This is a genomic window from Lysobacter sp. 22409, assembly GCF_052045105.1.
Classification (GTDB): Bacteria; Pseudomonadota; Gammaproteobacteria; order Xanthomonadales; family Xanthomonadaceae; genus Lysobacter; species Lysobacter antibioticus_B.
Window position 1 is genome coordinate 63,314 of record NZ_JBQEOE010000025.1, and the last position, 22,815, is coordinate 86,128.

Consider the following 22,815-nt stretch of genomic DNA (forward strand, 5'->3'; position numbering starts at 1 on the left):
CCGCAACCTCGAGTCGGCCACTGGCGCATAGCGATGGAGTTGCACGAACGCCGTTCATCCGGACGGCGAACCCACCACGGAGACCATCATGAAGATAGTGCGATCGATCCAACGCTGGGGCAGCCTGCTGCTGTTGTCGTTCCTCTCGCTAGGCGCTGCGGCCGGCGATACGCCGGGCACCTACACCAACTACGCCTTCGACCCCGCCATCACCGGGCTCGACTCGGTCGATTTCGGCATCACCGTCGAAACCGACCCCGGCTATCGCGCCAACGTCTACTGGAGCAATCAGTTCAATTTCGTCGGAACGGCTTCCGGTGCCTATACCGGCATGCAGAGCAACGGCGGCAAGTCGCGCATGTTCCTGTTCTCGGTATGGGACGCGACCGAGGCCAAGGCCGGCAGCGCCGGCAGCTATTGCCTGAACTTCGACGGCGAAGGCGTCGGCAAGAGCTGTCGCATGGCCCATGAGTGGACGGCAGGGCATACCTACCGTTTCCGCGTCGCCCACGAGGGCGACCGCTGGTTCGGTGTGACCGTGACCGACCTCACCGGCGGCGGCTCGTTCAAGCTCGGCAGCATCCGCAGCGCGTCCACCCAGCTCTCTCCGAAGGGCATGGTCAACTGGACCGAATACTTCGAATGGAACTGGCCGCAGTCGAACTGCTACAACCAGCCGTACTCGGACGCGGAGTTCCTGCTTCCCATCGGCAATGGCGGCACCACGGTCGCCAGCGTTTCCAGCACCAGGATCAGCGCGCCCTGCGCAAGCCGCGTCGACAAGACCGCGGTCGGCAGCGTCCAGGTCAACGCCATCGGCAACTCGCTGCGCGGCACGGTGGTCAGCGGCAACAACCTGTGCATCGACGCCAAGGGCGGCGCGACGACGAGCAACGTGCCCGCACTGGGTTACGGCTGCCATACCGGCGAAAACCAGGCCTGGGTGCACGGCGTCGACCGCAGTCTGCGCCTGCAGGCCGATCTTTGCCTGGATGTCGAACAGCACCGCACCACCCCCGGCTCGCCGGTCATCGTCTACGCCTGCAACGGCGGCCGCAACCAGTTGTGGAACCAGGTCGGCAACCAACTGCGCAGCGATTTGTCGGGGTTGTGCCTGACCTCGTCGACCGCCGGCGCGCAACTGATCATCCAGACCTGCGGCACGCAGTCCACCCAGAACTGGACGGTGCGCAGGCCCGCACCCTGAAGTCCCTACGCGACGAAGCGTGCGCTGCCTCGCGATGTCGCCGGCCATCCCGGCGACATCGCTCAGGCGGCACTTCCGGGCAGCGTCGTCCGCCGGCGGTCAAACCCGCTTGTCGTAGATCAGCCGGCTCGAACGTTGCAAGCCGGCATGCAAGGTGGGCGTGTGCTTGGCACCGGCGTAGAAATCCAGATCCACGGACATAGGCAGGAGTTCGGCCAGCTGTGCGTTCCAGCGTTTGGACCGGGAATTGAACGTCGCGAAGCCACCGCTAAAGTCCGCTCCAGGGGCGGCTTCGAGATCCAACTCGACGACCACGTCGATATCGCTGTCGGGTCGATGTTCGCCCCGAACGCGGCTGCCGAAGACGTGGACTCTTTCGATGATGGGTTCGCTTCGGGCCCATTCGATCAGGCGCTCTTCGATAGCGGATAGATCCATGGTTTTTATTCGTTCAACGGGTCATAGGACAAGCTAAGCACGGAGTCTAGTACCCGCTTCGCGATTTCCGACTCATCCGCGACCAAGCCAGTGCAATTGGAAGAACGAGTTGCCTGGGCCTTTCAAGCCTGAACCTCCGTTTCCGCCAAATCCAACAGTGCCAGCGCCATCGCCGCGATCTCTTCGCGCATGGTCAGCCGTTCGAGCCAGCGCGGCGGGATCGCGTCGATGCCGTAGAACGCGCCGGCGAGTTGGCCGCAGATCGCCGCGGTGGTGTCGGCGTCGTCGCCCAGGTTGGCCGCGTGCAGCACCGCGGTTTCGTAGTCGTCGCTGTGCAGGAAACACCACAGCGCGGCCTCCAGCGATTCGACGCTGTAGCCGGAGCCGACGATCGCGTCCTCGCGCTTGCCGGCGTATTCGCGGGCGTGGATGGCCGCCACCTTGGGGCTCGCCGGCGGCGGCATCGCCGGGGTCAGCACCGCTTCCTTGCCGGCGCCCATCAGCGCGGCGCGCAACTGCATCGCGAACAAACGCGAGCAGTCCAGGGCCTCGGCGGCGCCATGGGTGGTGCGGGTGGATTCGGCCGCATAGTGCTGGGCCGCCTCGGCATGCCGGCGCCACAGCATCGGCACCGGCGCCAGCCGCATCAGTGCGCCGTTGCCGGCCGCGCGCGGGCCGGTGTCGCCGGCGAAGGGATCGCCGCTGCCGAGATAGCGGGTCAGCGCCGCACTCACGGTCGTGCCGATGTCGAAGCACTCGCCGTTGCTGCTCATGTAGCCGACTTCGCGCCAGTTGCAGTAGCGGTTCATCTGGTCGCGCGCGTCGAAACCGCGTCGGTAGATCAGGCTCGCGGCCAGGCACAGGGCCATCGAAGTGTCGTCGGTCCACTGCCCCGCGCGCAGGTCGAACGGCCCGCCGCCGACCATGTCGGTCAGCGGCGCGAAGCTGCCGCGCGCGCTGAACTCGACGGTGGTGCCGACCGCATCGCCGCAGGCCAGGCCCAGCAGACAGCCCAGGTAGCGTTCGCGCAGACCGAGCGTCGGCACCGTCGTGCTCATGCGGCCTCCGGATCGATGTCTTCGTAGTTGGCCGGCTCGAAACGCGGCGTGCAGATCGCCAGGAACAGCAGATCGCCATCGCCGAGGTTGGCGATGCGTTGCGCCACGCCCGGCGGAATCACCACGACGTCGCCGGGGCCGACGATGCTCGGCGGCAAGTCGCCGACCTCGACCCGGCCGCGGCCTTCGAGCACGACGTAGCGCTCGCTGGTGCCGCGCAGGCGGTGCAGGCGGGTGGTAACGCCGGGCTCGACGCGGGCGCGCGCGATCGAAGCCTGCGGGTCGTCGCTGGAATTCCACCACTCGATGATGTGGCAGCGTTCTTCGAAGTAGTACTCGGCGGTGTCGGCGTTGGAAACGATGCGGGCCTGGGTCATTGCGCGGGCTTCGGCGGCGTGATGCCGCCAGCTTAGCCTGCGCCGGCGCCGGGCTTAAACGCCGACGCCGTGCGGCTCGACCACGCCGGTGGCGATGCCGGCCACGACCAGGCCGATCAATACGATCGAGAAGACGATGCGGCGCGTCAGGGCGTTGACGGTGCGCTTGCTGGTGCCTTTGTCGACCAGCATGTAGTACAGGCCGGCGCCGAGGTTGTAGAGGATCACCGCGAGAAAGGCGGCGACGAACAGGATCTTCATGATTCGGCCTTGCCCGCGAGCGGGCGGGTGCTGTTTCGGTGAGAGTCCGCTTGAGCGGCCGGCTCAGCGGTAGAGGTCGCGCGGCGAGCGCGCAACCAGCGCCAGCGAACGACGATGGCCAGGGTCATGACCAGCAGGAACAGGCCGTAGGCGACCGAACTGGCCAGCACCTGTTTCCAGATGGCGCCGGCGTTGGGGTCGGCGTTGTGCATGCTCCAGTGCATGCCCCAGCCGGCCAGCACGGTCGCGAGGATCAGGCTGGCGCTGTCGAAGACGGTGCGGGCGCCGCCGCGCGGCTGGCGCGGATAGGCCCAGAACAGCCAGGCCAGGATCGAAAACCACGGCACGAACAGGATCAGGGCCAGGTTGAGTTCGACTTGCGGATTCATGGCAGGGGGACTTCCGGAGGGGGCTCTTGCTACGGGAACCATTCTGCCCGGACCGGATCAGAAGACGTAGAATCAGATTTCGGATAAAAAACCATGTCAGTTGCGTCCCGGCTGAAACCGTCGCATGGCTCCAGACGGGACGAGGGGGCAGCTTGCGGAAGTGTTGCGGTGCGCATGGGTTTGACGGGACTCAGCGGTACCAAGGGTCCCTTGATGTTGTGGATTGGCCGGCGATGGCCCTCATCCGGCCCTCGGCCACCTTCTCCCGCGAAGCGGGAGAAGGGATAAAGCGCGCCCTCCCGCGGAGCGGGAGAAGGGAAAGGCATGCCCTCCCCGCAAAGCGGGAAAGGGAAACAGCAGCTTCGACCAGCCTCCACTTTCTTCGGACCCCACATGAAGCGTTATCAGGCCCTCGCCGACGACATCGCCCGTTCGATCCGCCAGGGGCTGCTGTCGCCCGGGCAGCGGCTGCCGTCGGTGCGCCAGGCCAGCGCGGCGCGGCAGCTCAGTCCGTCCACCGTGTTCCAGGCCTATTACCTGCTGGAGGCGCAGGGGCTGGTGCAGTCGCGGGCGCGCTCGGGCTATTACGTCAGCGAGCAGGCCCGAACGCTGCCACCGGAACCCGATGCGGCCTCGCAGCCGGACGGCGAGTCGCGGCCCGTCGACGTCAGCGAGTTGGTGTTCGAAGTGCTGGAGTCGGCGATGGCCCACGACATCGTGCCGCTGGGCTCGGCCTTCATGAGCCCGGCGCTGTTCCCGCTCGCCAGGCTGGGGCGGGCGATGGCGCACGAGGCCGTGCACCTGGACCCGCGCAGCACGGTCGACGACCTGACCCCGGGCAACGCCGAACTGCGCCGCCATATCGCCTTGCGCTATCGCATCGGCGGGGTCGAGCTCGGTGCCAACGATCTGGTCGTGTGCAACGGCGCGATCGAGGCCTTGAACCTGTGCATCGCCGCGGTGACCCGGCCCGGCGATGCGGTGCTGGTCGAGTCGCCGTGCTTCTACGCCGCCCTGCAGGTGCTCGAACGCCACGGCCTGCATGCGATCGAAGTGCCGACCCATCCGCGCGACGGAATCGAGCTCGGCGCGCTGGCCACCGCGATCGCACGCCACGCGCCGAAGGCCTGCTGGCTGATGACGAATTTCCAGAACCCGCTCGGCAGCACGATGCCGGACGAGAAGAAACGCGAACTGGTCGAACTGCTGGCGCGCCACGAACTGCCCTTGATCGAGGACGACGTCTACGGCGAGCTGCACTTCGGCACGCACCGGCCGGCGCCGGCCAAGGCCTACGACCGGCGCGGACTGGTGCTGCATTGCTCGTCGTTCTCGAAAACGCTGGCGCCGGGTTACCGCATCGGTTGGGCCGCGGCCGGCCGTTACACGCAGCAGGTGGCGCGGCTCAAGCTCACCAACACCCTGGCGACCTGCGTGCCGGCGCAGTTGGCGATCGCGCGCTATCTGCAGCGCGGCAGCTACGAGCGCCACCTGCGGCGGCTGCGCACGACCCTCGCCGCGCAGCAGAGCGCCTACCTGGCCGCGGTCGCCGAGCATTTCCCGCCGGGCACGCGCGTGACCCGTCCCGACGGCGGCTATTTCCTCTGGATCGAACTGCCCGAGGACCGCGATGCCTTACGCGTGCATCGCGAGGCGGCGCGCCGCGGCATCAGCATCGCGCCGGGGCCGATCTTCTCGGCGCATCGCGGCCACGCCCACTGCCTGCGGCTCAACTACGGCCATCCGCTCGATGCCCGCGTCGCGGCAGCGTTACGAGTCTTGGGCCAGCTTTCGTCGGCGCGATCGGCGCCAGCCTGAGGCGTTGCGCTTCGTCGGCATCGGCCAGCATCTCGGCCTGGCGCTTGCGGCTGAGCCCGCCGAGCGCCTTGCGGTACGACCAATCGACCAGTTCGCGCAGGTAGTCGTCGGGCAGACGGCGCACGTCGACAATAGTGACCCAGTGATAACGGCCCATGAAACGCGCCGGCTTGGCACCGGGCATGTCGGTCAGTTCGACGAAGCGGTCCGGCGTGACCTTGAGGCTGAAACGCCAGCGCTCGGGCTCGCTGGTCTTGAAGTAGGCGAAGAACTTCTTGCCGACGCTGTAGACCAGGATGTTCGACGGCGCCGGATGCAAGACCTCGTCCGCGCCCGGGTAGGCACGGCACCACTGCTTGAGTCGCTCGGTATCCATCGCGTCGGCTTCGCTGCGGTCGGGCCGTGCATCCTCGCACAGCCGCGCCGCAGCGTTCGCAGCCGCCGGTTCAAAGATGGCTGGTCACCGCCGGCACTTCGAACCAGTTGTTGTGGCGGCCGTCGAAATAGGTCACCGGCACCTCGGCGAGCTCGGCGTGTTCGATGTTGTCGATGCAGGCCAGGTTGACCGAGTAATAGTCGCCGCCGATCTCCTCGACGTAGCCCTTGCCGAACACGTGCACGCCGCAGTGCTTGCAGAATTGATGATGGGCGACGAAACCGCCGAACTGATAATTGTTGAGGGCATCCTCGCCCGACAGCAGGCGGAACGCGCTCGGCCGGATCACCGCGCCCCACTTGCGCAACTTGGCGCAGATCGAACAATTGCAGCGTCCGCTGCCTTCGGCCAGGTCGACCTCGGCTTCGCAGCGCACGGCGCCGCAGTGGCAGCTCAACTGATAGGTCTGGACGGTCATAAGGGCATTCCTGGTCGAAGGGCGGGCGTACCGCGGGACAGGCTTAGGATACGACTAATAGCGGACAGAATATGTCCTAAATAGTCGCTAGACTGGGCCCATGCTCAAGACCTCGACCCGATTGCTGCGCCTGCTGTCGTTGTTGCAACAGCGGCGCCACTGGACCGGCGCGGAACTGTGCGAACGCCTGGAAGTGGAGGCGCGCACGGTCCGCCGCGACGTCGAACGCCTGCGCGAGTTGGGCTACCCCATCCAGGCCTCGGTCGGGGTCGGGGGCGGCTACCAATTGTCCGCCGGCACCTCGCTGCCGCCGCTGTTGCTCGACGACGACGAGGCGGTCGCCGTCGCCGTGGCCCTACGCAGCGCCACCGGCAGCGTGTCGCGGATGGAGGACACCGCACTCGGCCTGCTCAGCAAACTCGACCAGCTGATGCCGGCGCGCCTGCGGCGCCGGGTCAGCGCGCTGTATTCGGTGACCGTGTCGCTCAGCCACAACAACGCCACGCCCGACGTCGATACCCTGACCCACCTGGCCACCGCCTGCCGCGATCATCTGGTGCTCAAGCTCGGCTATCGCGACCGCACCGGCAAGCCGAGCACCCGCAACGTCGAGCCGCTGCGTATGGCGCATACCGGCCAGCGTTGGTACCTGGTCGCCTGGGATCGCCAGCGCGAGGACTGGCGCACCTTCCGCATCGACCGCATCGCCCAGGTGCAGACGCCGGGGCCGAGCTTCGTGCCGCGCACCCTGCCCGAGGACGTCGCCACCTATGTCGAGCGCTCCATCCGGCAACCCTCGCAGTCGCATCGCCTGCGCGCACGCCTGCAAGGCTCGGCCGAAGCGCTCGCTACCCGCATCCCGAGCTGGTGTGGGGTGCTCGAGGCCGTCGACGATGATTACTGCCTGCTGCACGTCGGCGCCGACTCGGTCGACCAGGCGGTCGCACTGCTGGCCATGACCGGCGTGGAGTTCGAGATTCTCGATGCGCCGGAATGGCTGCCGCAGTTGCGCGAAGTCGTCGCCCGCCTGCAGCGGGCCATGCAATGAAGCCGTGGCGCCGAGGCTGAGCGCCCGGCATCCACGCTGAGGCAATGGCGAGTCGAACGGCGGCGGCATGAGCGAGACAAGGCGATGCCCGCCGTATCGGCGGGCACCGTGGCCATGAACCATGCGAAGCCGACGCCGAGGCCTGCCCGGTGACGGACCCGCGCCGCGCGCACGCGACGCGGGTCCATGACCTGTTTACCGCGCTGTCGCCTTACTGCGCGACGGCGTTGGAGCAGGCAGTGTCGTTCTCGCCGTGCAACACGTCGTAGCTCTTCTGACCTGCCGGCAACGGGTTGGCCTGTGCCGGCAGCAGGCTGCGGTAAGCCGGGTCGTACAGCGCCGACAGGAAGCAGGCCTGCGACTGCGCATGGAACTTCACGCGGCCGGTGCCGTAGCTGCTGTCGAAACCGGCGACGCCAAGGTCGTTGCCGCCGGTCCCCGCCACATACGCCAGCGAGTCGTACACCGATCCGGTCAGGGTCACGTTGCGCTGACGCAGCGCCACGGCGTGGTCGGCACGTTGCTGCGCAGTCGGGTTGGCGGGCAACACCGGCACGGTCGCGTTGGTCAGCTGACGCTGATGCTGCAGACCGAGCAAAGCCAGAGCGGCCACGTGCGGTGTCGCCGAGGAGGTGCCGTTGAAGCCGTTGGCACCGTAAGACATCGTGTCGACGTTGGCGAAGTTGGCCATGTCGGGCTTGGCGTTGCCCGCCGCCTGTCCGTTCGGGCGCGCGCCGCCGGCCGCCAGCACCGGGCCGCGCGAGCTGTAGCCCTCCAGGTTCGAGGTCGCCGCGTCCAGCGCCGCCACCGTGATCACGCTGGCCGAGTCGGCCGGGTGGATCAGCGAACGTTCGGCCTGCGCGTACTGCGGTGTGTAGTAGCCGCCGATCATCAGACGCAGGAAGTTGTTCGCACCGGCGGTCTTGCGCACGACGCGCAGACCGAACTTGCCGCCGCCGGCGAAGCGGTTGGCGTTGAATACGCCGTTGCATTCGGCGGTGCGGGTGGCGGCCGGCGGAACGAAGGACACGCCTTCCAGCGGCGCCTGGCCGGCGCGGCCGTCCTGGGCCTCGTCCGACTGCGTCGCTACGACCCAGCCGGCCGGGGTGATGATGCGGCCGTTGCGGCGAACCGCATCGGCCCAGCGCACCAGCTCCAGCCGGTAGTCGGTGTCGGCAGTGTTGTTGGCATTGGCCCAATCGTTCCAGCCCAGGGTCGCGCTGATGTCGTAGTCGTTCTGATCCGCCAGGCTGAAGGCGCCGACCGGGATGCAGCCGTTGAAGTTCGCGCTCAGGATCAGCCGGTTGACGGTGTCGATGCCCGCTGCGGACACATCGAAATCCTGCTGCACGGCGTTGCCCAGGCCGGCGGTGCTGTTGCCGTCCCAATGCTTCTGCGCTTCGTTGCCGGCGGCATTGAGGATCAGCACACCGTTGCGCGCGGCCGCCTCGATGGCGTCGTACAGACCCTTGAGGTCGCTACCGGTGCCGGTGCCGTCGCCGGGTGCGTACAGGTTGAAACCCAGCGACGCGGTGATGACCTGCGAGCGCGGCTCGCCCAGGATGACGTTCTGGTCGCTGAGATTGGCCGCATCCTGGATCGCGCTGACCCAGTCGGCAGCGCCGTAGTTGTCGTAGAGGCGCAGTTTGGCCGCCGGCGCGATGTCGTGAACGATTTCGGCCACCGCGTTGCCGTGGTTTGCGCGTACGCGATAACCGAATTCGCCCTCGCTCGACGGCGTCATGGTGATCTTGTCGGGCTCGGCGACAGTGTTGCTCGGCCATTCGCCCTCGGCTTGCAGCGCCGCAATCTGGCCTTCGGCGTTACCGAAATGGTCGACGATCGCGATGTTCAGGCCCTCGCCGCGCAGATCCCTGCGCAAGTTCTCTGCGATCTGCTGATAATTGCCGAGCGTGCGCAGATGATCGAGGTTGCTGGCCGCAGCGCCATCGGTGAAGGCAGCGGCCTGCGACAGATTCATCAACGAGACCCGGGCCACCGATTGCAGGCTGGCCACCCATTCCAGGCGGGCCAGCGGCACCTCCGCTTCCAAGGTCGGCGAGCCCTTGACCTGGATCGCCTGCAGACCGGCGGCCTGCAGCGTCTCGCGCAAGGTCGACGTTGCGCGGTCGAGCAGGCTGGGGTTCTGCACTTCCTCGAAGCTCAGCGCCAAGCCTAGGTTGACCTTGACCTTCTCGCCGTCGCGGAAGCGCAGCGGGATGCCTGCGCGATCGAGCGCGGCGATCTGCGCGGCGGCGCTGACCGTCTGCTTCGCAGCGCCCTGAGCGCTGACTAGGCCCCCGGACGCCGCAGCACCCGTCGTTGCCGCGGTCGACGACGCCGCGTTGGCCGCCTGAGTCTGCGCGAGCCACTGCACCGCATCCAGCAATTGGCCGCTGCCGAGCTTGGCCTGCGCATCGTTGCGCGGCGTGGGCGCGAGGTAGGCGACGTTGCGCATGCTGGCGCCGGTAAAGGAGCCCGCGGCGCGGGAGCTTGCGGCGAACGCATCGCCGGGCGCACCGAGCGACCGTTGCTGCGCATCCTGGCGCGACCACATCAACACGGTCGCGCAAGCCGCGGCGAGACCGAGCACGGCGAATGTCTTGTTCGAATGGATCTTCTTCATTCTTTGCCTTTCCTATTCGTGTGATTGCAAGCACGGAACACCGTCGCCGATGGGCGCACGCCCACGGCAGGCCAAGGCGAAGACCTTGTTCCGGCGAATGGAAACCTCGATGAGAGCCGTTCGTGCGCAAGGCGCTTCGAACCGGCTCACTAGATCAAACGTGACGCGCGTTTAATTCCCCTACCGCGGCGTCGAATTTTTCATAGAACGAATCGCAATGACGTCTCGCGTGGGGTGATCCAGCGAACTTGCGTTAGGTTCGAGCAGACGCTTCGAACAGACCGTTCGAGCAGGCGATCGGATTCGATCGGACATCCGTGACAGCGTTGCCCGGCATTCCGTTTCCGTTGAAACCGAAAATGCGCGCCGTCGAGCGGATACTCCAACGGTTTGCGTCACCGCAACGGCGATACCGGCGCGCAATGCAATGAGGCCGCGTCCCTCCCGGACGCGGCCTCCTCTGCCCTCCCTGCAGCATCCGCACGCCCCGTGGGGTTAAACGAGGTCGTGCAGGATATTGTCCGCCGCCTGCAAGGCCAGGGCGGCGATGGTCAAGGTCGGATTGGCGGTGGCGGTGCTCGGGAACACGCCGCTGCCGACCATGTACAGATTGGAATGATCCCAGGACTGTTGCCGCGCATTGAGCACCGAATCGCGCGGGTTGCTGCCCATGCGGTAGGTGCCGATGATGTGACCCGCGCCGTAGAAGGCGAAACGGTCGCCCTTGTATTCGAACAGGCTCGCCGTCGCCGTATCGCCGCTGGTTTGCACCGGCCCCGGCAGCTGCGTGTATTCCTTGGCGCCGAGTGCGTTGAAGATCTGCGTCGACACTTGCTTGGCCGAGACGAAGGCGTTGCGCACATAGTCTTCGCGGATGCGGTAGGTCACCGCCGGGCGCGGCAGGCCGAGGTGATCACGCAGCGACGACAACTGCACCCGGTTGTCGGGATCGGGCAGCTGCTCGATCAGATAGCCCAGGCGCAACTGGCGCACATAGATCGCGTTGAGCGTGTTCACCAGACGGGTGCCGAACAACTTGCTGAAGGCCGACAAACTCGGGTCGAAACGCAGGGGTTGGTTCTGCTGGTTGAGCGAGTCGCCGTTCAATTGCGTGTTGTTTTGGCCGAAGATGAAATCGGACAGGGTGGTATTGGGGTCGTTGGTGGCCCAGTTCCAACCCTCGTTACCGATCTCGATGCGATAGGCCGCACGCTGGCTGCGGAAGGCGCCGTCGCGCGCCGCCTCGATGCCCGACGTCGACAAGGGCCCGCGGAAGGCATAGATCGGATCCTTGGCCAGGCCCCAGGCCAGGTACATGACATGGTCCATGAGGTTGCGGCCGACCTGGCCGGAGCTGTTGGCGACGCCATTCTTCCAGCCCGGATTGTTTTTCGACATCAGCAACAGCTTCGGCGTCTCGATCGCGTGCGCGGCCAGCACATAGAGCTTCGCCGACACCGTGCCCGTGCCGGTGGGCGGCCCGGTCTGGCTGTCGTAGGTGATGTAGTCGATGCCGCTGACCCGGTCGCCGCTGAGGCGGATGTTGCTCGCCACGGTCTTGTATTGGATCTGCACGTTGCCGGTCTGCAGGGCCTGGGCCAGGGTCACCGATCCGTCGTACTTGGCCTGGATCGGGCAGATCGGGATGCAGTTGGTGTTGCCGGCGCACTGGCGGCGGTTGCCGGGCCGCGAATTGCGGCCCTGCGGCGTCGGCGTGACGAACAGCGGGATGTTGTCGATCTTGAGCGTGGTGACTTTCTGCGCATACAGCACGTCGTTCATCGACTCCACGATGCCCGGCATCGGGAAGCCGTAGTTGTCGCCGTACACGCCGCTGGGTTCTACGTCGAAGGTCTTGTACAGATCGACCATCGCCTGCTTGTCGGCGGACACGCCGATCACCTCGGTGGCCTTGCGGTAGTACGGCACCAGGTTCTGGTAGAACTGCACCCCGCCGGGCCAGTCGACGCCTTGGCCGTACTTGGTCTTGAGCTGGAAATCGTTGGGCAGATTGTTGAGCGAAGTACCGAGCCAATGCCAGGTGGTGCCGCCGGCGACGCGCTCGTAGGAACTGCCGAAGGCGAAGGTCAGTTCCGGGCTGTCGGGCGCTATGCCCTGCTTCGGGGCGTTGTAGACGAAATAACTGATGTTCGGGTTCTGCCAGGCATTGATCTGCAACACCGTGTAGCGCGGCGTGTTGAGGCTGGACGGGTTGGGCTGGCCGAGCGGATTGTCGGCGGTGGCCGGGACGGCGCCCTGAATGGTCGGCGGGTACGGCGACTCGGGAGTCTTCGCGTTGGACGTAAAGAAGGTCTGCAGGTATTCCTCGCGGCTCTTGGGTACCGGCGGCCCGCCTTCGAGGATCAGCACCTTCTTGCCGGTCTTGCCGATCTGGTAGGCGATGATCGAACCGGCGATGCCGGAGCCGACGATCACCACGTCGAAGCCGCCGGTAGGCGTGACGATGCTCATACCGGGTTCTCCAGGTAGGCGCTCAGCGGCGGCGGCGGGTTGGCCCAGTAACCGTAGTTGTAGGTGGTGCTGCCCATCGGATGCGATTGCATCACCCGCCAGACCAGGCCCTGGGTGTAGCTCTCGGCCGAGATCACTTCGCTGAAGGTTTGGCCGTGAGTGGACGCGGGGGTGTCGACGACCGTCGGCCAGGCGCCGGCATACCACAGGAACAACAGTTTCCGGCACGGGAGTTCGTACTCGGGCTTGTCCGCGAACAGCACCGCTACCACGCGCTCCTCGCGATCGGGCGTATTGCCCAACACCCGCTTGTCGATGAGTCTGTACCAGAGCAGGATGTCGTCGACCGTCGCCTGAGTCACACGCTCGGCGAAGGTCTTCAGATACAGGGACTTGATGTCGTGGGTATCGTCATCAGGCGCCAGCGCTCCGCGCTTGAACCCGGTCAGGCCGATGCTGAGGCTGATGAAAGTGTCCATGGGGGTCATCGAAAGGCTCCTTATTGCGCGCGCTGCAGCAGGTAGGTGAAATCCGAGGTCATGCCGTTGGTCATGGTGGCGTTGTTGTGGCAGCCCATGCAGCTCGACGAGCCTTGCTGCGTCTTGCCCTGGATGTAGGTCTCCAGGGTCGCGTTGGCGAGGAAGACCGGCGCGGGCGTGCCGCTGGGGTCGATCGGGTTGTTCGCCTTGGTCGGCCACTGCGTGCTGATCAGCTCGTAGTTGGCCCAGACCGAACTCGCATTGGCGCTGCGCAGCAAGGCCTGGTATTGGGCGTTGAGCTTTTGCGTCGCATCGGTCAGCGGAATCTCGCGCACCACCTGGGTCGGCTGGGTGTAGCTCGCGTTCGGGTTCCACGGCCGCGGCGGCGGCTCATTGGCCAGGCAGGCAGTGCAGTTCTTTTTGAAGAAGTTATAGCTCGGCTTCGACTGCGGTTCGCCCAGGCTCGGCGCGTTGTCGACGTGCTCGAAGGTCGACCACACCCACTGCGGTGCGCGCTTGGTCTTGTGCACGATGTGCAGGCCGACCAGTCCCATCGTCTGCAACTTGCACGACGCCGACACGCCTTCGTGCTCGCCCGGGTTGGTGTAGACCAGGGCCTTGATGGTGTGGAAGCGGCTCGGGTCGTCGTTGCCGCTCATCACCTTCCACGAGGACTTGATCATGATCGCGCCGACGTTGCTCGGCGTCTGTTTCTGGGCGAAGTCGGCCGGCTTGTTGAAGGCGGCCTGGCCGGCCTTGCTGTACAGCTGGTCGCTGACGATGCGGTCGAACATGTCCTGGTTCATCATGATCGCGAAGCGCACGTACTGGCCGTTCTGGTCGATCAGCGGGCCGGTCTCGAACGGCTCGGCGCTTTCGTCGAGTACGTTCGGGGTCTTGCCGACCTGGGTCAGGTTGAGAGTGCCGTCGCCCATGCCCTTGCACACTTCGGGCGGCGGCGAGTCGGTGCCCCACGCCGGCGGCGTGGCGCCGCCGGGCAGGAAGACCTCGCGACTTTCCTTCCAGTTTTCCCACACCGTCGGAAGGTTGGCGCCGATGGTGGTGCCGGTATTCGGATTGCCGTTGGTGCCGGCGGGCCAATTCACCGCAACGAAGGTCTGCCACGACAGCAGATCGAAATCGTCCTGCAGGTCCTGCAGGCTTGGATTGCCCTGAGTCACGTCGACGTCGAGCGGAATCTGCCAGCTCAGCGGCGGCAAGGTGGCCTGCGAGCGGATATCGGCGCGCGTCAGTTTGTCGTGCGGCTCGGGCTTCACGCCGCTGTCGGCGCAACCGCCCAAGGCGATCAATGCTGCGGACGCCGACAGCATCAGACTGCGGCGATATCGGTATGTCATGGCGGGACCCCTGCTCCTTGGTCTAACGAAGCGAAGGCTTTCGCTTCGTCGCGGTGCAGGCAGCGTCCCTGTGCTGGTGTATTGCGATTCCACGCCGACGAATCCGGCTTGGCTGGCGATCGCAATCGCTGGCTCCACTCGCATCGAGCGCAGAAGCTACCGATGCGTCGCGGGCAAAAATGCGACGCGCGCGGCAAAAGAAAAATATCCGGAGTTTATTTTCGTTCGCGCCGCCTACGCTGTCCTGCAACGCACTTCGTTTGCGTTACTGCTTACAGCGCACGCGTTGCGCCTGCGCATCGTTAGCGAGCGCAAGCGTGGGTGAGCGAAGGTGAGTGCGCGATGGATGCGCGCGTGGCAGCGCGAACCGGTCGGCCTATCCAAGCACGCGAATCTGCGGCGCCTCGATGCAGGCGCCTCGACTCGGCCGGTCAGCTCTGCGGCGCGCGGCGCGCCTGCACCACTTCCGCGCGCGGCGGCGCGCCGAACAAACGCTTGTACTCGCGACTGAACTGCGAGGGGCTCTCGTAGCCCACGCGATGCGCGGCGACCACCGCCTCGACGCCGTTGACCATCATCAGCCGGCGCGCCTCGTGCAGGCGCAACTGCTTCTGGAACTGCAACGGCGACATCGTGGTCACCGCCTTGAACTGATGGTGCAGCGACGAAGTGCTCATGTGCACCTGCTCGGCCAGGGCTTCGATGCTCAACGGTTGCAGATAGCACTGGCGCAGCACCGCCACCGCCTTGGCGATACGGTTGGAACGGCTGTCGCTGACGGTCAGCGCGCGCAGACGATGGCCGAGGTCGCCCATCAGCACGCGGTAGAAGATTTCGCGCAGGGCCAGCGGCGCCAGCACCGGCAGGTCCTGCGGCGTATCGAGCAGCCGCATCAGGCGCAGCACCGCATCCATCAGGGTCTTGTTGACGCGGGCCGCGTACAGGCCGAGATCGGCCGAATGGTGGCTGCTGCCGTAGCCGCGCTCGGCCAGCGACTGCCCGGCGTCGACCAGCAAGCGGGCGATGTCGGCCGGGTCGATGTCGATGCGCAGGCACAGATAGGGCTTGTCGGGCGTGGCCTCGACGACCTGGCCGATCATCGGCAGGGTCACCGACACCACCAGGTAATTGAGCGGGTCGTAGTGATAAGTGCGGTCGGACAGAGTCACGACCTTGCGGCCCTGGGCGACGATGCACAGGCGCGGTTCGTACACCGAGGGCGAGCACTCGGTCGGCGCGCTCATGCGGATCAGCTGCAGGGCGCCGACCCCGGTCGGGTGCACTCCGTCGCCGTGCGTCAATCGGGCAATCCGGTCGACCAACTCGGCCAGCGCCGCGCAGCTTCCGCGTTGGGCGATCGATTCTGCGGAAGTATTGGCGTTCATGGCTTCCCGTCGACTATCGGGTTGCGACGATTATCGGCACGAATCTGGCCTAAGACTGTGCCGCTTCGGCCGAATTGCAGGAATAGGCAATGATGCAACAGTAATGTACTAACGCGCCGGCGACCCAGGGACTAAGTTATGCCCAATCTCCCGTCGGATGCCACGGCAAGGGTCCGGCGGGCGACGAGCCTGCGCGCGACGACGCCGTCCTGAATGGGGCGACGCCCGGCGACCGCGGGCATCGGCTCCGGAGCGGGCCGTGCGGACCGGCGCGGCAGGCGCGAGCCCGATTCGTCCCACCGGGCCGGAACCCGACCGCCAACGCCGCGGACGCCGACACGCCGTCGAACGCCCGCCGCCGCTTGCGGCAAACGCACAGTCATTGCCACGTCATGCGACCGACTACCCGGCCGCGCAGCGCGGACCACCGCTCCACTCATCCAGCCGTCGGAAACCCCTCGCGATGTGGATAGTCCAATACGCCCTGAGCCGCCGCTACACCATCGGCGTCCTGGCGATCCTGATCCTGCTGTTCGGCGTGTTGTCGGCGCGCAAGATGCCGACCGACATCCTGCCCGAGGTCGGCATCCCCTCGGTCAACCTGGTCTGGACCTACACCGGCCTGCCCGCGGCCGACGTCGCCGCGAAGATGACCTCGTTCTCGGAGGCGGCGATTCTCAACACCGTCGACGATCTCAAGGAAGTGCGTTCGGAAACGCTCAACGGCGCCAGCATCGTGCGCATCGATTTCCAGCCCACCGTCAGCCTCGACCGCGCCCTGGTGCAGATCACCGCGGTCTCGCAGACGATCCTGCGGCGCATGCCGCCGGGCACCTCGCCGCCGCTGGTGGTGCGCAACAACGTGTCGAGCACGCCGGTGCTGCAACTGGTGCTGTCCTCGGACTCGTTGACCGAGGCCCAGCTCTACGACTACGCCCGCCTGCAACTGCGTTCGCAGATCCAGACCATCCCCGGCATCCGCATGACCCTGCCCTACGGCGGCGCGCCGCGGCAGATCATGGTCGACCTGGACCCGGCCAAGCTGCAGACCTACGGCCTGACCCCGGCCGACGTCACCGGCGCGCTCGAACGCGGCAGCCCGACCCTGCCCTCGGGTTCGATCCGCGAAGGCCGCCGCGAGATGCAGATCTCGATCGACACCAGCCCGGCCACCGCGGCCGAGTTCCTGGAAATTCCGGTGACTGCGCGCAACGGCGTGGTGATCTACGTGCGCGACGTAGCCTCGGTGCGCGACGGCGGCGCGCTGCAGACCAACATCGCGCGCATGGACGGCTCCAGCGCGGTGTCGGTGGCGCTGATCAAGCTCGGCGGCGCATCCGCGGTGGAGATCGTGCGCGCGATCCGCGAACGCCTGCCGGAAATCGAAGCCTCGGCGCCGCCGGGCACGCGCATCCAGCCGATCTTCGACCAGTCGGTGTTCGTCGACAACGCGATCGGCTCGATCGAACACGAAGCGGTGCTGGTCGGCCTGCTGGTGGCCCTGGTGGTGCTGGTGTTCATCGGCTCCTGGCGCTCGAGCATGATCGTGCTGTCGGCGATTCCGCTGGCCCTGCTCGCCTCGGTGGCGATGCTGCATCTGCTCGGCTACACCTTCAACGTCATGACCCTGGGCGGCCTGGCGCTGGCGATCGGCATCCTGGTCGACAACGCGGTGGTCGACGTCGAAAACACCAACCGCAACATCGCCCTGGGCAAGGACGTGCGCACCGCGATCCTCGACAGCGCCAAGGAAGTGGTGTTCCCGGAGATGGTCTCGACCATCGCGATCTGCATCGTGCTGACGCCGATCCTGCTGATGACCGGGTTGTCGGCGTGGGTGTTCACCCCGCTCGCATTGGCGGTGATCTTCGCCATGCTGGCCTCGTTCCTGCTCTCGCGCACCTTGATCCCGGTGCTGTGCTACCTGCTGCTGCCGGCCGACATCGCCAGCCGCGCCAACCCGCGCTGGGCGCCGGAAAAGCTGTTGCTCAAGGTCAGCCATAAAGTCGAACACGTGCTCGATCGGCTGCGCGACAGGCACCATGCGCTGCTGATCCGGCTCGGCCATCACGGCGCCGTGCTGGGACTGGTCGCGGTGCTGGTGTTCGGCGCCGGCGCGCTCGCAGCGATGTCGCTGGGCCGCGAGTATTTTCCCCAGGTCGACGCCGGCCAGTTGCGCCTGCAGGTGCGCCTGCCGACCGGCACGCGCCTGGAAGAGACCGCGGCGCGGGTCAGCGAAATCCAGCGCGAGATCCGCAGCATCATCCCGCCGGCCGAACTGCAGACGGTGTACGAACAAATCGGCGTGCCCGACGCGATCAACCTGTCGCTGGTCGACAGCACCGTGGTCGGTTCGTTCGAGGCCGAGATCATGCTGCAGCTGCGTTCGCCGCACGCCAACAGCCACGATTACCTGGTCAAGATCCGCCAGCGCATCGCCGAGCGCTTCCCCGACGTGAAGCTGTTCGAGCGTCCGCCCGACGCGACCAGCCGCACCCTCGCCGGTTCCGCCGCGGCCGCCTTCGAGGTGCGCCTGATCGGCCGCGACGTGCCCGGCAACCTCGCCGCCGCGCGCCAGATCGAGCAACGCCTGCACCAGGTGCCGGGCGCGGTCGATATCGCCCTGCGCCAGGTGCTCGACCTGCCCGAGTACCAGGTCAAGATCGATCGCACCCGCGCCGCCCAACTCGGCCTCGACGCGCAGCAGGCCAGCCGCGCCGTGCTTGCGGTGCTCGGTTCGGCCGGCACGGTCTCGCCGGTGTACTGGACCGACACCGTCAACGCCATCGCCTACACCGTGCAGGTGCAGGCGCCGATCGACCGCTTGCAGAACATCGACGCCCTGCTCAACGCGCCGCTGCGCATCGGCAGCGACGGCCAGGCGGTGTTGTTGCGCAACATCGCCACGGTCACGCCGCGCAACGTCCCCGCCAGTATCGCCCGCACCACTCTGGCGCCGACCATCAGCGTGGTCGCCAACGTGCAAGGCACCGACCTGGGCTCGGTCTACGACCGGCTGACCGCGATCACCGGCGAGCTCGGCGGCAAACTCAAGCCCGGCAACCGCATCGAGATCGTCGGCCAGGCCGGCGAGATGCAGAGCGCCTACGGCGAGCTCGCCGCCGGCTTGTTGATGTCGGCGATCCTGGTGTTCCTGGTGCTGGTGGTGAACTTCCAGTCGTGGATCCAGCCGCTGGTGGCGATGTCGGGCCTGCCGGTGGCGATCGCCGGCGCCGCGATCGGCCTGTTCGTCACCGGGACGCCGCTGAGCGTGCCGGCGCTGATGGGCGTGATGATGGTGATCGGCGTGTCCACCGCCAACAGCGTGCTGGTCACCAGCTTCGCGCGCGGCCTGATCGCCGACGGCCACGACCCGGAACTGGCCGCCTACGAATCCGCCGCGGTGCGTTTGCGCCCGGTGTTGATGACCGCCTGCGCGATGGTGCTCGGCATCATCCCGATGGCGATCGGCCTGGGCGACGGCGGCGAACAGAACGCGCCGCTCGGCCGCGCGGTCATCGGCGGCCTGCTGTTCGGCACGCCGGCCACCCTGATCCTGGTTCCTTCCATCCTGGCCGTGCTCGGCCGCCGCCGGAAACCGCAGGCGCAGACCGATCCGGTCGACGCCGCCGCCATCGCCGCAGGAGTCGCTCCATGAACATCGTCCTCAACGGCCCGCTGTTGCGCACCGCCTTGGCCGCGGCCCTGCTGGCCGCGCTGTCGGGCTGCGGCCACAGCGACGCCGAGACCGCCCCGGCCGCCGCCCTGCCCGAAGTGCTGACCGTGCAGGCCAAGGCCGCCGACCCGATCACCGAGCTGTCCCTGCCCGCGCGCGCGCAGGCCGGCGAGTCGGCGCAGTTGTACGCCCGCGCGACCGGCTTCGTCAGCGAACGCAAGGTCGAACTCGGCGACCGCGTCGCCGCCGGCCAGGTGCTGGCGACGATCTCCGCGCCGGAGATCGACCAATCGGTGCGCGAAGCGCGCGCCGTGCTCGCCCAGACCGCGGCCGACCAGGAACTGGCCAAGGTCAACTACGACCGAGCCCAGGCGCTGATCGGTTCGGGCGCGATCTCCAAGGAATACTTCAGCGACCGCAAGGGCAGCTTTGATGTCGCGGTCGCGGCGCGCAACGCCGCCCAGGCGCGCCTGACCGCGGCCCTGGAACGGCAGTCGTTCCAGGCGGTGCGCGCGCCGTTCGCCGGCGTGGTGGTGGCGCGCAACATCGAGCGCGGCGATCGCGTGGTCGGCGATTCGGCCTCGGCCAGCGCGCCGATGTTCGAGGTCAACGTGCTCGACCCGCTGCGCGTGGTCGTCGACGTGCCGCAGAACGCCGCCCTGCAGATCGAACCGGGCCTGGAAGCGGAGGTCAGCTTTCCGGAATTGCCCGGGCAGATCTTCAAGGCCCAGGTCGCGCGCAGCGCGCGCAACCTCTCGCGCGAGGCCGGGGCGATGCGCACCGAACTGCGCCTGCCCAACCCCGACAGCCGCATCCCGGCCGGCATGGTCGGCACGGTGCGCCTGCACCTGCCGCGCGCGGCCGCGGCGGTGGTGCTGCCGGTGTCGACCGTGGTCCAGCGCGCCAGCGGCGCCCAGATCGTCGCCCTCAAGAGCGACTCGACCATCGCCTATCGCGACGTCACCCTAGGCCGCAACCTCGGCAACGAGATCGAGATCCTTAGCGGCGTCCGCCCGGGCGAGACCATCGTGCTGGCGCCGAACGCACTGCTCGCCGAAGGCAACAAGGTTCACGCCAAGGCGCTGCCGCCGCCGAAGAAGTCCTGATCGCCCGCTGCCCGGCGCTTGCTTGGGCATAGGTTAGTGCGTGGGTTGCGCTGCCCGGCGCTTGCTGGGCAGACGCGGCAACACCCATCGCGAAGGCCGACTCGCCCTGGCGCTCGCCGGACAACCGGTCTAGCGGACACGCCGAAGCCCTCCCCTGCTGGGCACGGGCTGCCGAGCGCGGGGAAGGGTTTGCTTTCGAACAGACTCAGTGGGACGCGACCGCAAACACGACGCGGGTCGCGCCGATGCGGGCCTCAGGCCCGCGCGGTCCCGCTCAGGGCCGCGAAGCCGATCAAGGCTTGCTGTCGACGTGGCCGTAGCTGATCACGCGGCCGACTTCCCAATGATCGGCCTGCTGGCGCCAGATCAACAAGAAGTCGCTGATGCCGTCGCACTGTCCGGTCTTGACCTGGCAAAAACGATGCTGCCCGGTTTCCAACGCACCGTAGTTCTTGATCGCACGCACCTTGACCGTGCCCGGGATCAGCTCGCGACGGATCTTGCCGCAGGCGCCGGCACGGGTCTGGGCGATCATCGATTCGCGCGTCCAGGAGACGCCGCCGATGTCGTGATAGAACTCGACGTCGGACGAGAAATAATCCGAATAGCGCTTGAGCTGCTTCGGATCGGTGCAGCGGTTGAACGCGTCGAACACCTGCGTATCGAGCCCGGCGATGGTGTCGTGCAAGGCCTTGTCGGCGGCACTGGTGTCGGCGGCCGCAGCGGCAGGCGGGGCAGCCGGTGCGGCGGGCGCATTGGGTTCGGCGGCGGAAGCGATCCCGGCGGGTAGAGCGAGCATTGCGGTGAAGCCGAGTACCCAAGCCAACTTGATCATCGATCCACTTCCCTTGTGTCGGTCCGGGGATCATAGCCGGAGCCGGCTGCTTCGTCGCCTGTCGGGCCTCGCGCGCCCGCGGCGACGGCCCTGAAACGCAGGAAAACCAGGGCCTTGGGCCGGCCCGGCCCGGCCCGGATCGGATCGGAGCAAGCCGGATCGAATGGGGCTGGCCGGCCCAAGCAGTGCCGCGGACCGATCGCATCCGTGGCCCGCGGCCGGCGCGATGCCGACAACGACGATCGAACCGGCATCGCCCCGTCGGCTAGACCGGTCCGCACCGATTCATTCGTCCTGCGCCAGCGACGACGAGGCCGCGTCGATGGTCCCGATGCCGGCCAAGGGCAGCATGCACAACGCACGCTCGCCCGTTATCGCCGCGCTATCGCCCGCAACCTGGACGGCGGCGGTCTCGAGCGCCATGGCCTTGCGCGCTTCGGCCAGGAGCGGCAGCAGCTTGTAGAACGAGTTGGCGACAGCGCGCCGACCCATCGCCGAATAACGGTCGCCTTCGCACAACGCGAACCAGGTCGCGTCGTACAGGGCCTGCATGGCGCGGCTGGGTTCCGGGCCGCGATCGGGACGGGTCTCGAACGTCATGGCGCACTCCACTCGGCCGCGCGATGGCCGATGACGACACCTTAGCGAGCCGACGTCTCACCTCGAGATACGCGCGCCGCATTTATGGACTTCGTTCATGCGCACGTCATGTCATGACCTCATGCCGTAGGGATTCGGTTCAGCCCATCCGCATCGCAGCGTGAACCACGGCGCAAATCGCGCAGGCCATGCGATTTCGCCCCGGCCATCCGCGCCCGCGTGTCAGCCGGTGGGACGCGGCGATGGAAGGCTGATGCGGACACGAACACGGCCGCCTGGTCCGCCATATCGGACCGGCCCTGCCGCGTTCGACCTGCCTCCCCGCGACGACTTCGCGTCGGCGCCTTTCCCAAGGATTCGATCCATCCATGAGCGACATCATCGATCAAGCGCAGCAATTCGAGGAGATCAACCTCGCCCAATCGCTGCAGGCCCATCTACTGGCCGCGGAAGCCATGACCCGGCCGCTTGCGGCCGGCTACTGCTTGAACCACGCCTGCCTGGAACCGTTCGACGACGACCCGCAGCGGCTCTATTGCGGCCCGTCCTGCGCGGAGCGGCATCATCGGCAGATGCAGCGCGACGGTCATGCGCTGCGGCGCAAATAATTGGATGCGCTGTTTGGCTTCAGGCCTGCCCTGGAATGGCGGGTTACCCGAACCCTGCTGTCGGCTTGAAGCTCTGGCGAGCAGTTGCAGTTGCAGTTGCAGTTGCAGTTGCAGTTGCAGAGATTTTGATCTGCTTTGCTGCTTTGCCGGTCAAGTGGAGACCCGGAGGGCGGCGCACAGGACGTGCGCCGTTTTTCGATAGGACAAGGATGTCCTATCG

At 66.9% G+C, this 22,815-nt stretch carries 21 protein-coding genes; 7 read left to right on the forward strand and 14 right to left on the reverse strand.

The genetic code is table 11. The features are described from left to right. Positions 1-88 precede the first annotated feature (88 nt). The gene (locus ACTJJK_RS13930) at positions 89-1,207 is read left to right on the forward strand and encodes a ricin-type beta-trefoil lectin domain protein (RefSeq protein WP_440730509.1); all 1,119 of its coding nucleotides are present in this window, start codon (positions 89-91) and stop codon (positions 1,205-1,207) included. 99 nt (positions 1,208-1,306) lie between these two features. On the opposite strand, the gene ACTJJK_RS13935 is transcribed toward ACTJJK_RS13930, so the two are convergent. The 5 genes from ACTJJK_RS13935 to ACTJJK_RS13955 all read right to left on the reverse strand — a co-directional run bounded on the left by ACTJJK_RS13935 (position 1,307) and on the right by ACTJJK_RS13955 (position 3,730). After that, positions 1,307-1,645, reverse strand: a complete 339-nt coding sequence (locus ACTJJK_RS13935) for a nucleotidyltransferase family protein (RefSeq protein ID WP_031371952.1) — start codon at positions 1,643-1,645, stop codon at positions 1,307-1,309. A 122-nt stretch (positions 1,646-1,767) separates the two neighbouring features. Then, on the reverse strand, positions 1,768-2,703 hold the full coding sequence (locus tag ACTJJK_RS13940; RefSeq protein ID WP_440730510.1) for an ADP-ribosylglycohydrolase family protein: 936 nt from the start codon (positions 2,701-2,703) through the stop codon (positions 1,768-1,770). Then, a complete protein-coding gene (locus ACTJJK_RS13945) occupies positions 2,700-3,080 on the reverse strand; it encodes a cupin domain-containing protein (RefSeq protein ID WP_031371954.1) in 381 nt (126 codons plus the stop codon). The genes ACTJJK_RS13940 and ACTJJK_RS13945 overlap by 4 nt, the downstream gene beginning before the upstream one ends. A 54-nt stretch (positions 3,081-3,134) precedes the next feature. Further along, positions 3,135-3,341, reverse strand: a complete 207-nt coding sequence (locus ACTJJK_RS13950; RefSeq protein WP_031371955.1) for a twin transmembrane helix small protein — start codon at positions 3,339-3,341, stop codon at positions 3,135-3,137. Beyond that, entirely contained in the window at positions 3,338-3,730 is a 393-nt protein-coding gene (locus ACTJJK_RS13955; RefSeq protein ID WP_200875823.1) for a hypothetical protein, read from the reverse strand. Before ACTJJK_RS13955 ends, ACTJJK_RS13950 begins: the two co-directional genes overlap by 4 nt. 393 nt (positions 3,731-4,123) lie before the next feature. Between ACTJJK_RS13955 and ACTJJK_RS13960 the strand changes: the two genes are divergently transcribed. Continuing rightward, a complete protein-coding gene (locus ACTJJK_RS13960) occupies positions 4,124-5,548 on the forward strand; it encodes an aminotransferase-like domain-containing protein (RefSeq protein WP_031371957.1) in 1,425 nt (474 codons plus the stop codon). Here ACTJJK_RS13960 and ACTJJK_RS13965 read toward each other — a convergent pair. Both ACTJJK_RS13965 and ACTJJK_RS13970 read right to left on the reverse strand, forming a co-directional pair. Next, complete coding sequence (locus tag ACTJJK_RS13965; protein ID WP_081930861.1) at positions 5,460-5,924, reverse strand: MmcQ/YjbR family DNA-binding protein; 465 nt, start codon at positions 5,922-5,924, stop codon at positions 5,460-5,462. The genes ACTJJK_RS13960 and ACTJJK_RS13965 overlap by 89 nt on opposite strands. A gap of 70 nt (positions 5,925-5,994) precedes the next feature. Continuing rightward, positions 5,995-6,402: a GFA family protein gene (locus tag ACTJJK_RS13970; RefSeq protein WP_031371959.1), complete on the reverse strand. Its 408-nt coding sequence runs from the start codon at positions 6,400-6,402 to the stop codon at positions 5,995-5,997. A gap of 100 nt (positions 6,403-6,502) precedes the next feature. On the opposite strand from ACTJJK_RS13970, the gene ACTJJK_RS13975 reads away from it, so the two are divergent. Continuing rightward, complete coding sequence (locus ACTJJK_RS13975; RefSeq protein ID WP_440730511.1) at positions 6,503-7,450, forward strand: helix-turn-helix transcriptional regulator; 948 nt, start codon at positions 6,503-6,505, stop codon at positions 7,448-7,450. A 211-nt stretch (positions 7,451-7,661) separates the two neighbouring features. Here the strand turns inward: ACTJJK_RS13975 and ACTJJK_RS13980 are convergent, their stop codons facing one another. From ACTJJK_RS13980 to ACTJJK_RS13995, 4 genes are all read right to left on the reverse strand, one after another. Next, positions 7,662-10,076: a S8 family serine peptidase gene (locus ACTJJK_RS13980; protein WP_440730512.1), complete on the reverse strand. Its 2,415-nt coding sequence runs from the start codon at positions 10,074-10,076 to the stop codon at positions 7,662-7,664. Between the two features lie 495 nt (positions 10,077-10,571). Further along, a complete protein-coding gene (locus ACTJJK_RS13985) occupies positions 10,572-12,548 on the reverse strand; it encodes a GMC family oxidoreductase (RefSeq protein WP_031371962.1) in 1,977 nt (658 codons plus the stop codon). Beyond that, the gene (locus ACTJJK_RS13990) at positions 12,545-13,036 is read right to left on the reverse strand and encodes a hypothetical protein (protein ID WP_031371963.1); all 492 of its coding nucleotides are present in this window, start codon (positions 13,034-13,036) and stop codon (positions 12,545-12,547) included. Before ACTJJK_RS13990 ends, ACTJJK_RS13985 begins: the two co-directional genes overlap by 4 nt. An 11-nt stretch (positions 13,037-13,047) precedes the next feature. Beyond that, positions 13,048-14,385, reverse strand: coding sequence for a hypothetical protein (locus ACTJJK_RS13995; protein ID WP_440730513.1), 1,338 nt, complete (start codon positions 14,383-14,385; stop codon positions 13,048-13,050). Positions 14,386-14,455: 70 nt separating this feature from the next. On the opposite strand from ACTJJK_RS13995, the gene ACTJJK_RS14000 reads away from it, so the two are divergent. After that, complete coding sequence (locus tag ACTJJK_RS14000) at positions 14,456-14,710, forward strand: hypothetical protein (RefSeq protein ID WP_440730514.1); 255 nt, start codon at positions 14,456-14,458, stop codon at positions 14,708-14,710. 106 nt (positions 14,711-14,816) lie between these two features. Here the strand turns inward: ACTJJK_RS14000 and ACTJJK_RS14005 are convergent, their stop codons facing one another. After that, a complete protein-coding gene (locus tag ACTJJK_RS14005; RefSeq protein WP_031371965.1) occupies positions 14,817-15,770 on the reverse strand; it encodes an AraC family transcriptional regulator in 954 nt (317 codons plus the stop codon). A gap of 463 nt (positions 15,771-16,233) precedes the next feature. Between ACTJJK_RS14005 and ACTJJK_RS14010 the strand changes: the two genes are divergently transcribed. Further along, positions 16,234-19,428, forward strand: a complete 3,195-nt coding sequence (locus ACTJJK_RS14010) for an efflux RND transporter permease subunit (RefSeq protein WP_440730515.1) — start codon at positions 16,234-16,236, stop codon at positions 19,426-19,428. Continuing rightward, positions 19,425-20,552 carry an efflux RND transporter periplasmic adaptor subunit gene (locus tag ACTJJK_RS14015; RefSeq protein ID WP_440730516.1) on the forward strand — a complete coding sequence of 376 codons (1,128 nt, stop codon included), beginning with the start codon at positions 19,425-19,427 and terminating at the stop codon, positions 20,550-20,552. The genes ACTJJK_RS14010 and ACTJJK_RS14015 overlap by 4 nt, the downstream gene beginning before the upstream one ends. A gap of 292 nt (positions 20,553-20,844) precedes the next feature. Here ACTJJK_RS14015 and ACTJJK_RS14020 read toward each other — a convergent pair whose 3' ends face one another. Together ACTJJK_RS14020 and ACTJJK_RS14025 are read right to left on the reverse strand one after the other, a co-directional pair. Next, positions 20,845-21,387 (reverse strand): nuclear transport factor 2 family protein, encoded by a 543-nt coding sequence (locus ACTJJK_RS14020; protein ID WP_440730517.1) that lies wholly within the window; start codon positions 21,385-21,387, stop codon positions 20,845-20,847. A gap of 285 nt (positions 21,388-21,672) precedes the next feature. Then, positions 21,673-21,987 (reverse strand): hypothetical protein, encoded by a 315-nt coding sequence (locus tag ACTJJK_RS14025; RefSeq protein WP_440730518.1) that lies wholly within the window; start codon positions 21,985-21,987, stop codon positions 21,673-21,675. Positions 21,988-22,355: 368 nt separating this feature from the next. On the opposite strand from ACTJJK_RS14025, the gene ACTJJK_RS14030 reads away from it, so the two are divergent. Continuing rightward, positions 22,356-22,595, forward strand: a complete 240-nt coding sequence (locus tag ACTJJK_RS14030) for a hypothetical protein (protein WP_051884925.1) — start codon at positions 22,356-22,358, stop codon at positions 22,593-22,595. The last annotated feature ends 220 nt before the right edge of the window (positions 22,596-22,815 follow it).

Excerpts from the sequence above, each read along its gene's own strand:
- ACTJJK_RS13930 (WP_440730509.1), top strand. The coding sequence starts at position 89 with ATGAAGATAGTGCGATCGATCCAACGCTGGGGCAGCCTGCTGCTGTTG.
- ACTJJK_RS13935 (WP_031371952.1), bottom strand. The coding sequence starts at position 1,645 with ATGGATCTATCCGCTATCGAAGAGCGCCTGATCGAATGGGCCCGAAGC.
- ACTJJK_RS13940 (WP_440730510.1), bottom strand. The coding sequence starts at position 2,703 with ATGAGCACGACGGTGCCGACGCTCGGTCTGCGCGAACGCTACCTGGGC.
- ACTJJK_RS13945 (WP_031371954.1), bottom strand. The coding sequence starts at position 3,080 with ATGACCCAGGCCCGCATCGTTTCCAACGCCGACACCGCCGAGTACTAC.
- ACTJJK_RS13950 (WP_031371955.1), bottom strand. The coding sequence starts at position 3,341 with ATGAAGATCCTGTTCGTCGCCGCCTTTCTCGCGGTGATCCTCTACAAC.
- ACTJJK_RS13955 (WP_200875823.1), bottom strand. The coding sequence starts at position 3,730 with ATGAATCCGCAAGTCGAACTCAACCTGGCCCTGATCCTGTTCGTGCCG.
- ACTJJK_RS13960 (WP_031371957.1), top strand. The coding sequence starts at position 4,124 with ATGAAGCGTTATCAGGCCCTCGCCGACGACATCGCCCGTTCGATCCGC.
- ACTJJK_RS13965 (WP_081930861.1), bottom strand. The coding sequence starts at position 5,924 with ATGGATACCGAGCGACTCAAGCAGTGGTGCCGTGCCTACCCGGGCGCG.
- ACTJJK_RS13970 (WP_031371959.1), bottom strand. The coding sequence starts at position 6,402 with ATGACCGTCCAGACCTATCAGTTGAGCTGCCACTGCGGCGCCGTGCGC.
- ACTJJK_RS13975 (WP_440730511.1), top strand. The coding sequence starts at position 6,503 with ATGCTCAAGACCTCGACCCGATTGCTGCGCCTGCTGTCGTTGTTGCAA.
- ACTJJK_RS13980 (WP_440730512.1), bottom strand. The coding sequence starts at position 10,076 with ATGAAGAAGATCCATTCGAACAAGACATTCGCCGTGCTCGGTCTCGCC.
- ACTJJK_RS13985 (WP_031371962.1), bottom strand. The coding sequence starts at position 12,548 with ATGAGCATCGTCACGCCTACCGGCGGCTTCGACGTGGTGATCGTCGGC.
- ACTJJK_RS13990 (WP_031371963.1), bottom strand. The coding sequence starts at position 13,036 with ATGACCCCCATGGACACTTTCATCAGCCTCAGCATCGGCCTGACCGGG.
- ACTJJK_RS13995 (WP_440730513.1), bottom strand. The coding sequence starts at position 14,385 with ATGACATACCGATATCGCCGCAGTCTGATGCTGTCGGCGTCCGCAGCA.
- ACTJJK_RS14005 (WP_031371965.1), bottom strand. The coding sequence starts at position 15,770 with ATGAACGCCAATACTTCCGCAGAATCGATCGCCCAACGCGGAAGCTGC.
- ACTJJK_RS14010 (WP_440730515.1), top strand. The coding sequence starts at position 16,234 with ATGTGGATAGTCCAATACGCCCTGAGCCGCCGCTACACCATCGGCGTC.
- ACTJJK_RS14015 (WP_440730516.1), top strand. The coding sequence starts at position 19,425 with ATGAACATCGTCCTCAACGGCCCGCTGTTGCGCACCGCCTTGGCCGCG.
- ACTJJK_RS14020 (WP_440730517.1), bottom strand. The coding sequence starts at position 21,387 with ATGATCAAGTTGGCTTGGGTACTCGGCTTCACCGCAATGCTCGCTCTA.
- ACTJJK_RS14025 (WP_440730518.1), bottom strand. The coding sequence starts at position 21,987 with ATGACGTTCGAGACCCGTCCCGATCGCGGCCCGGAACCCAGCCGCGCC.
- ACTJJK_RS14030 (WP_051884925.1), top strand. The coding sequence starts at position 22,356 with ATGAGCGACATCATCGATCAAGCGCAGCAATTCGAGGAGATCAACCTC.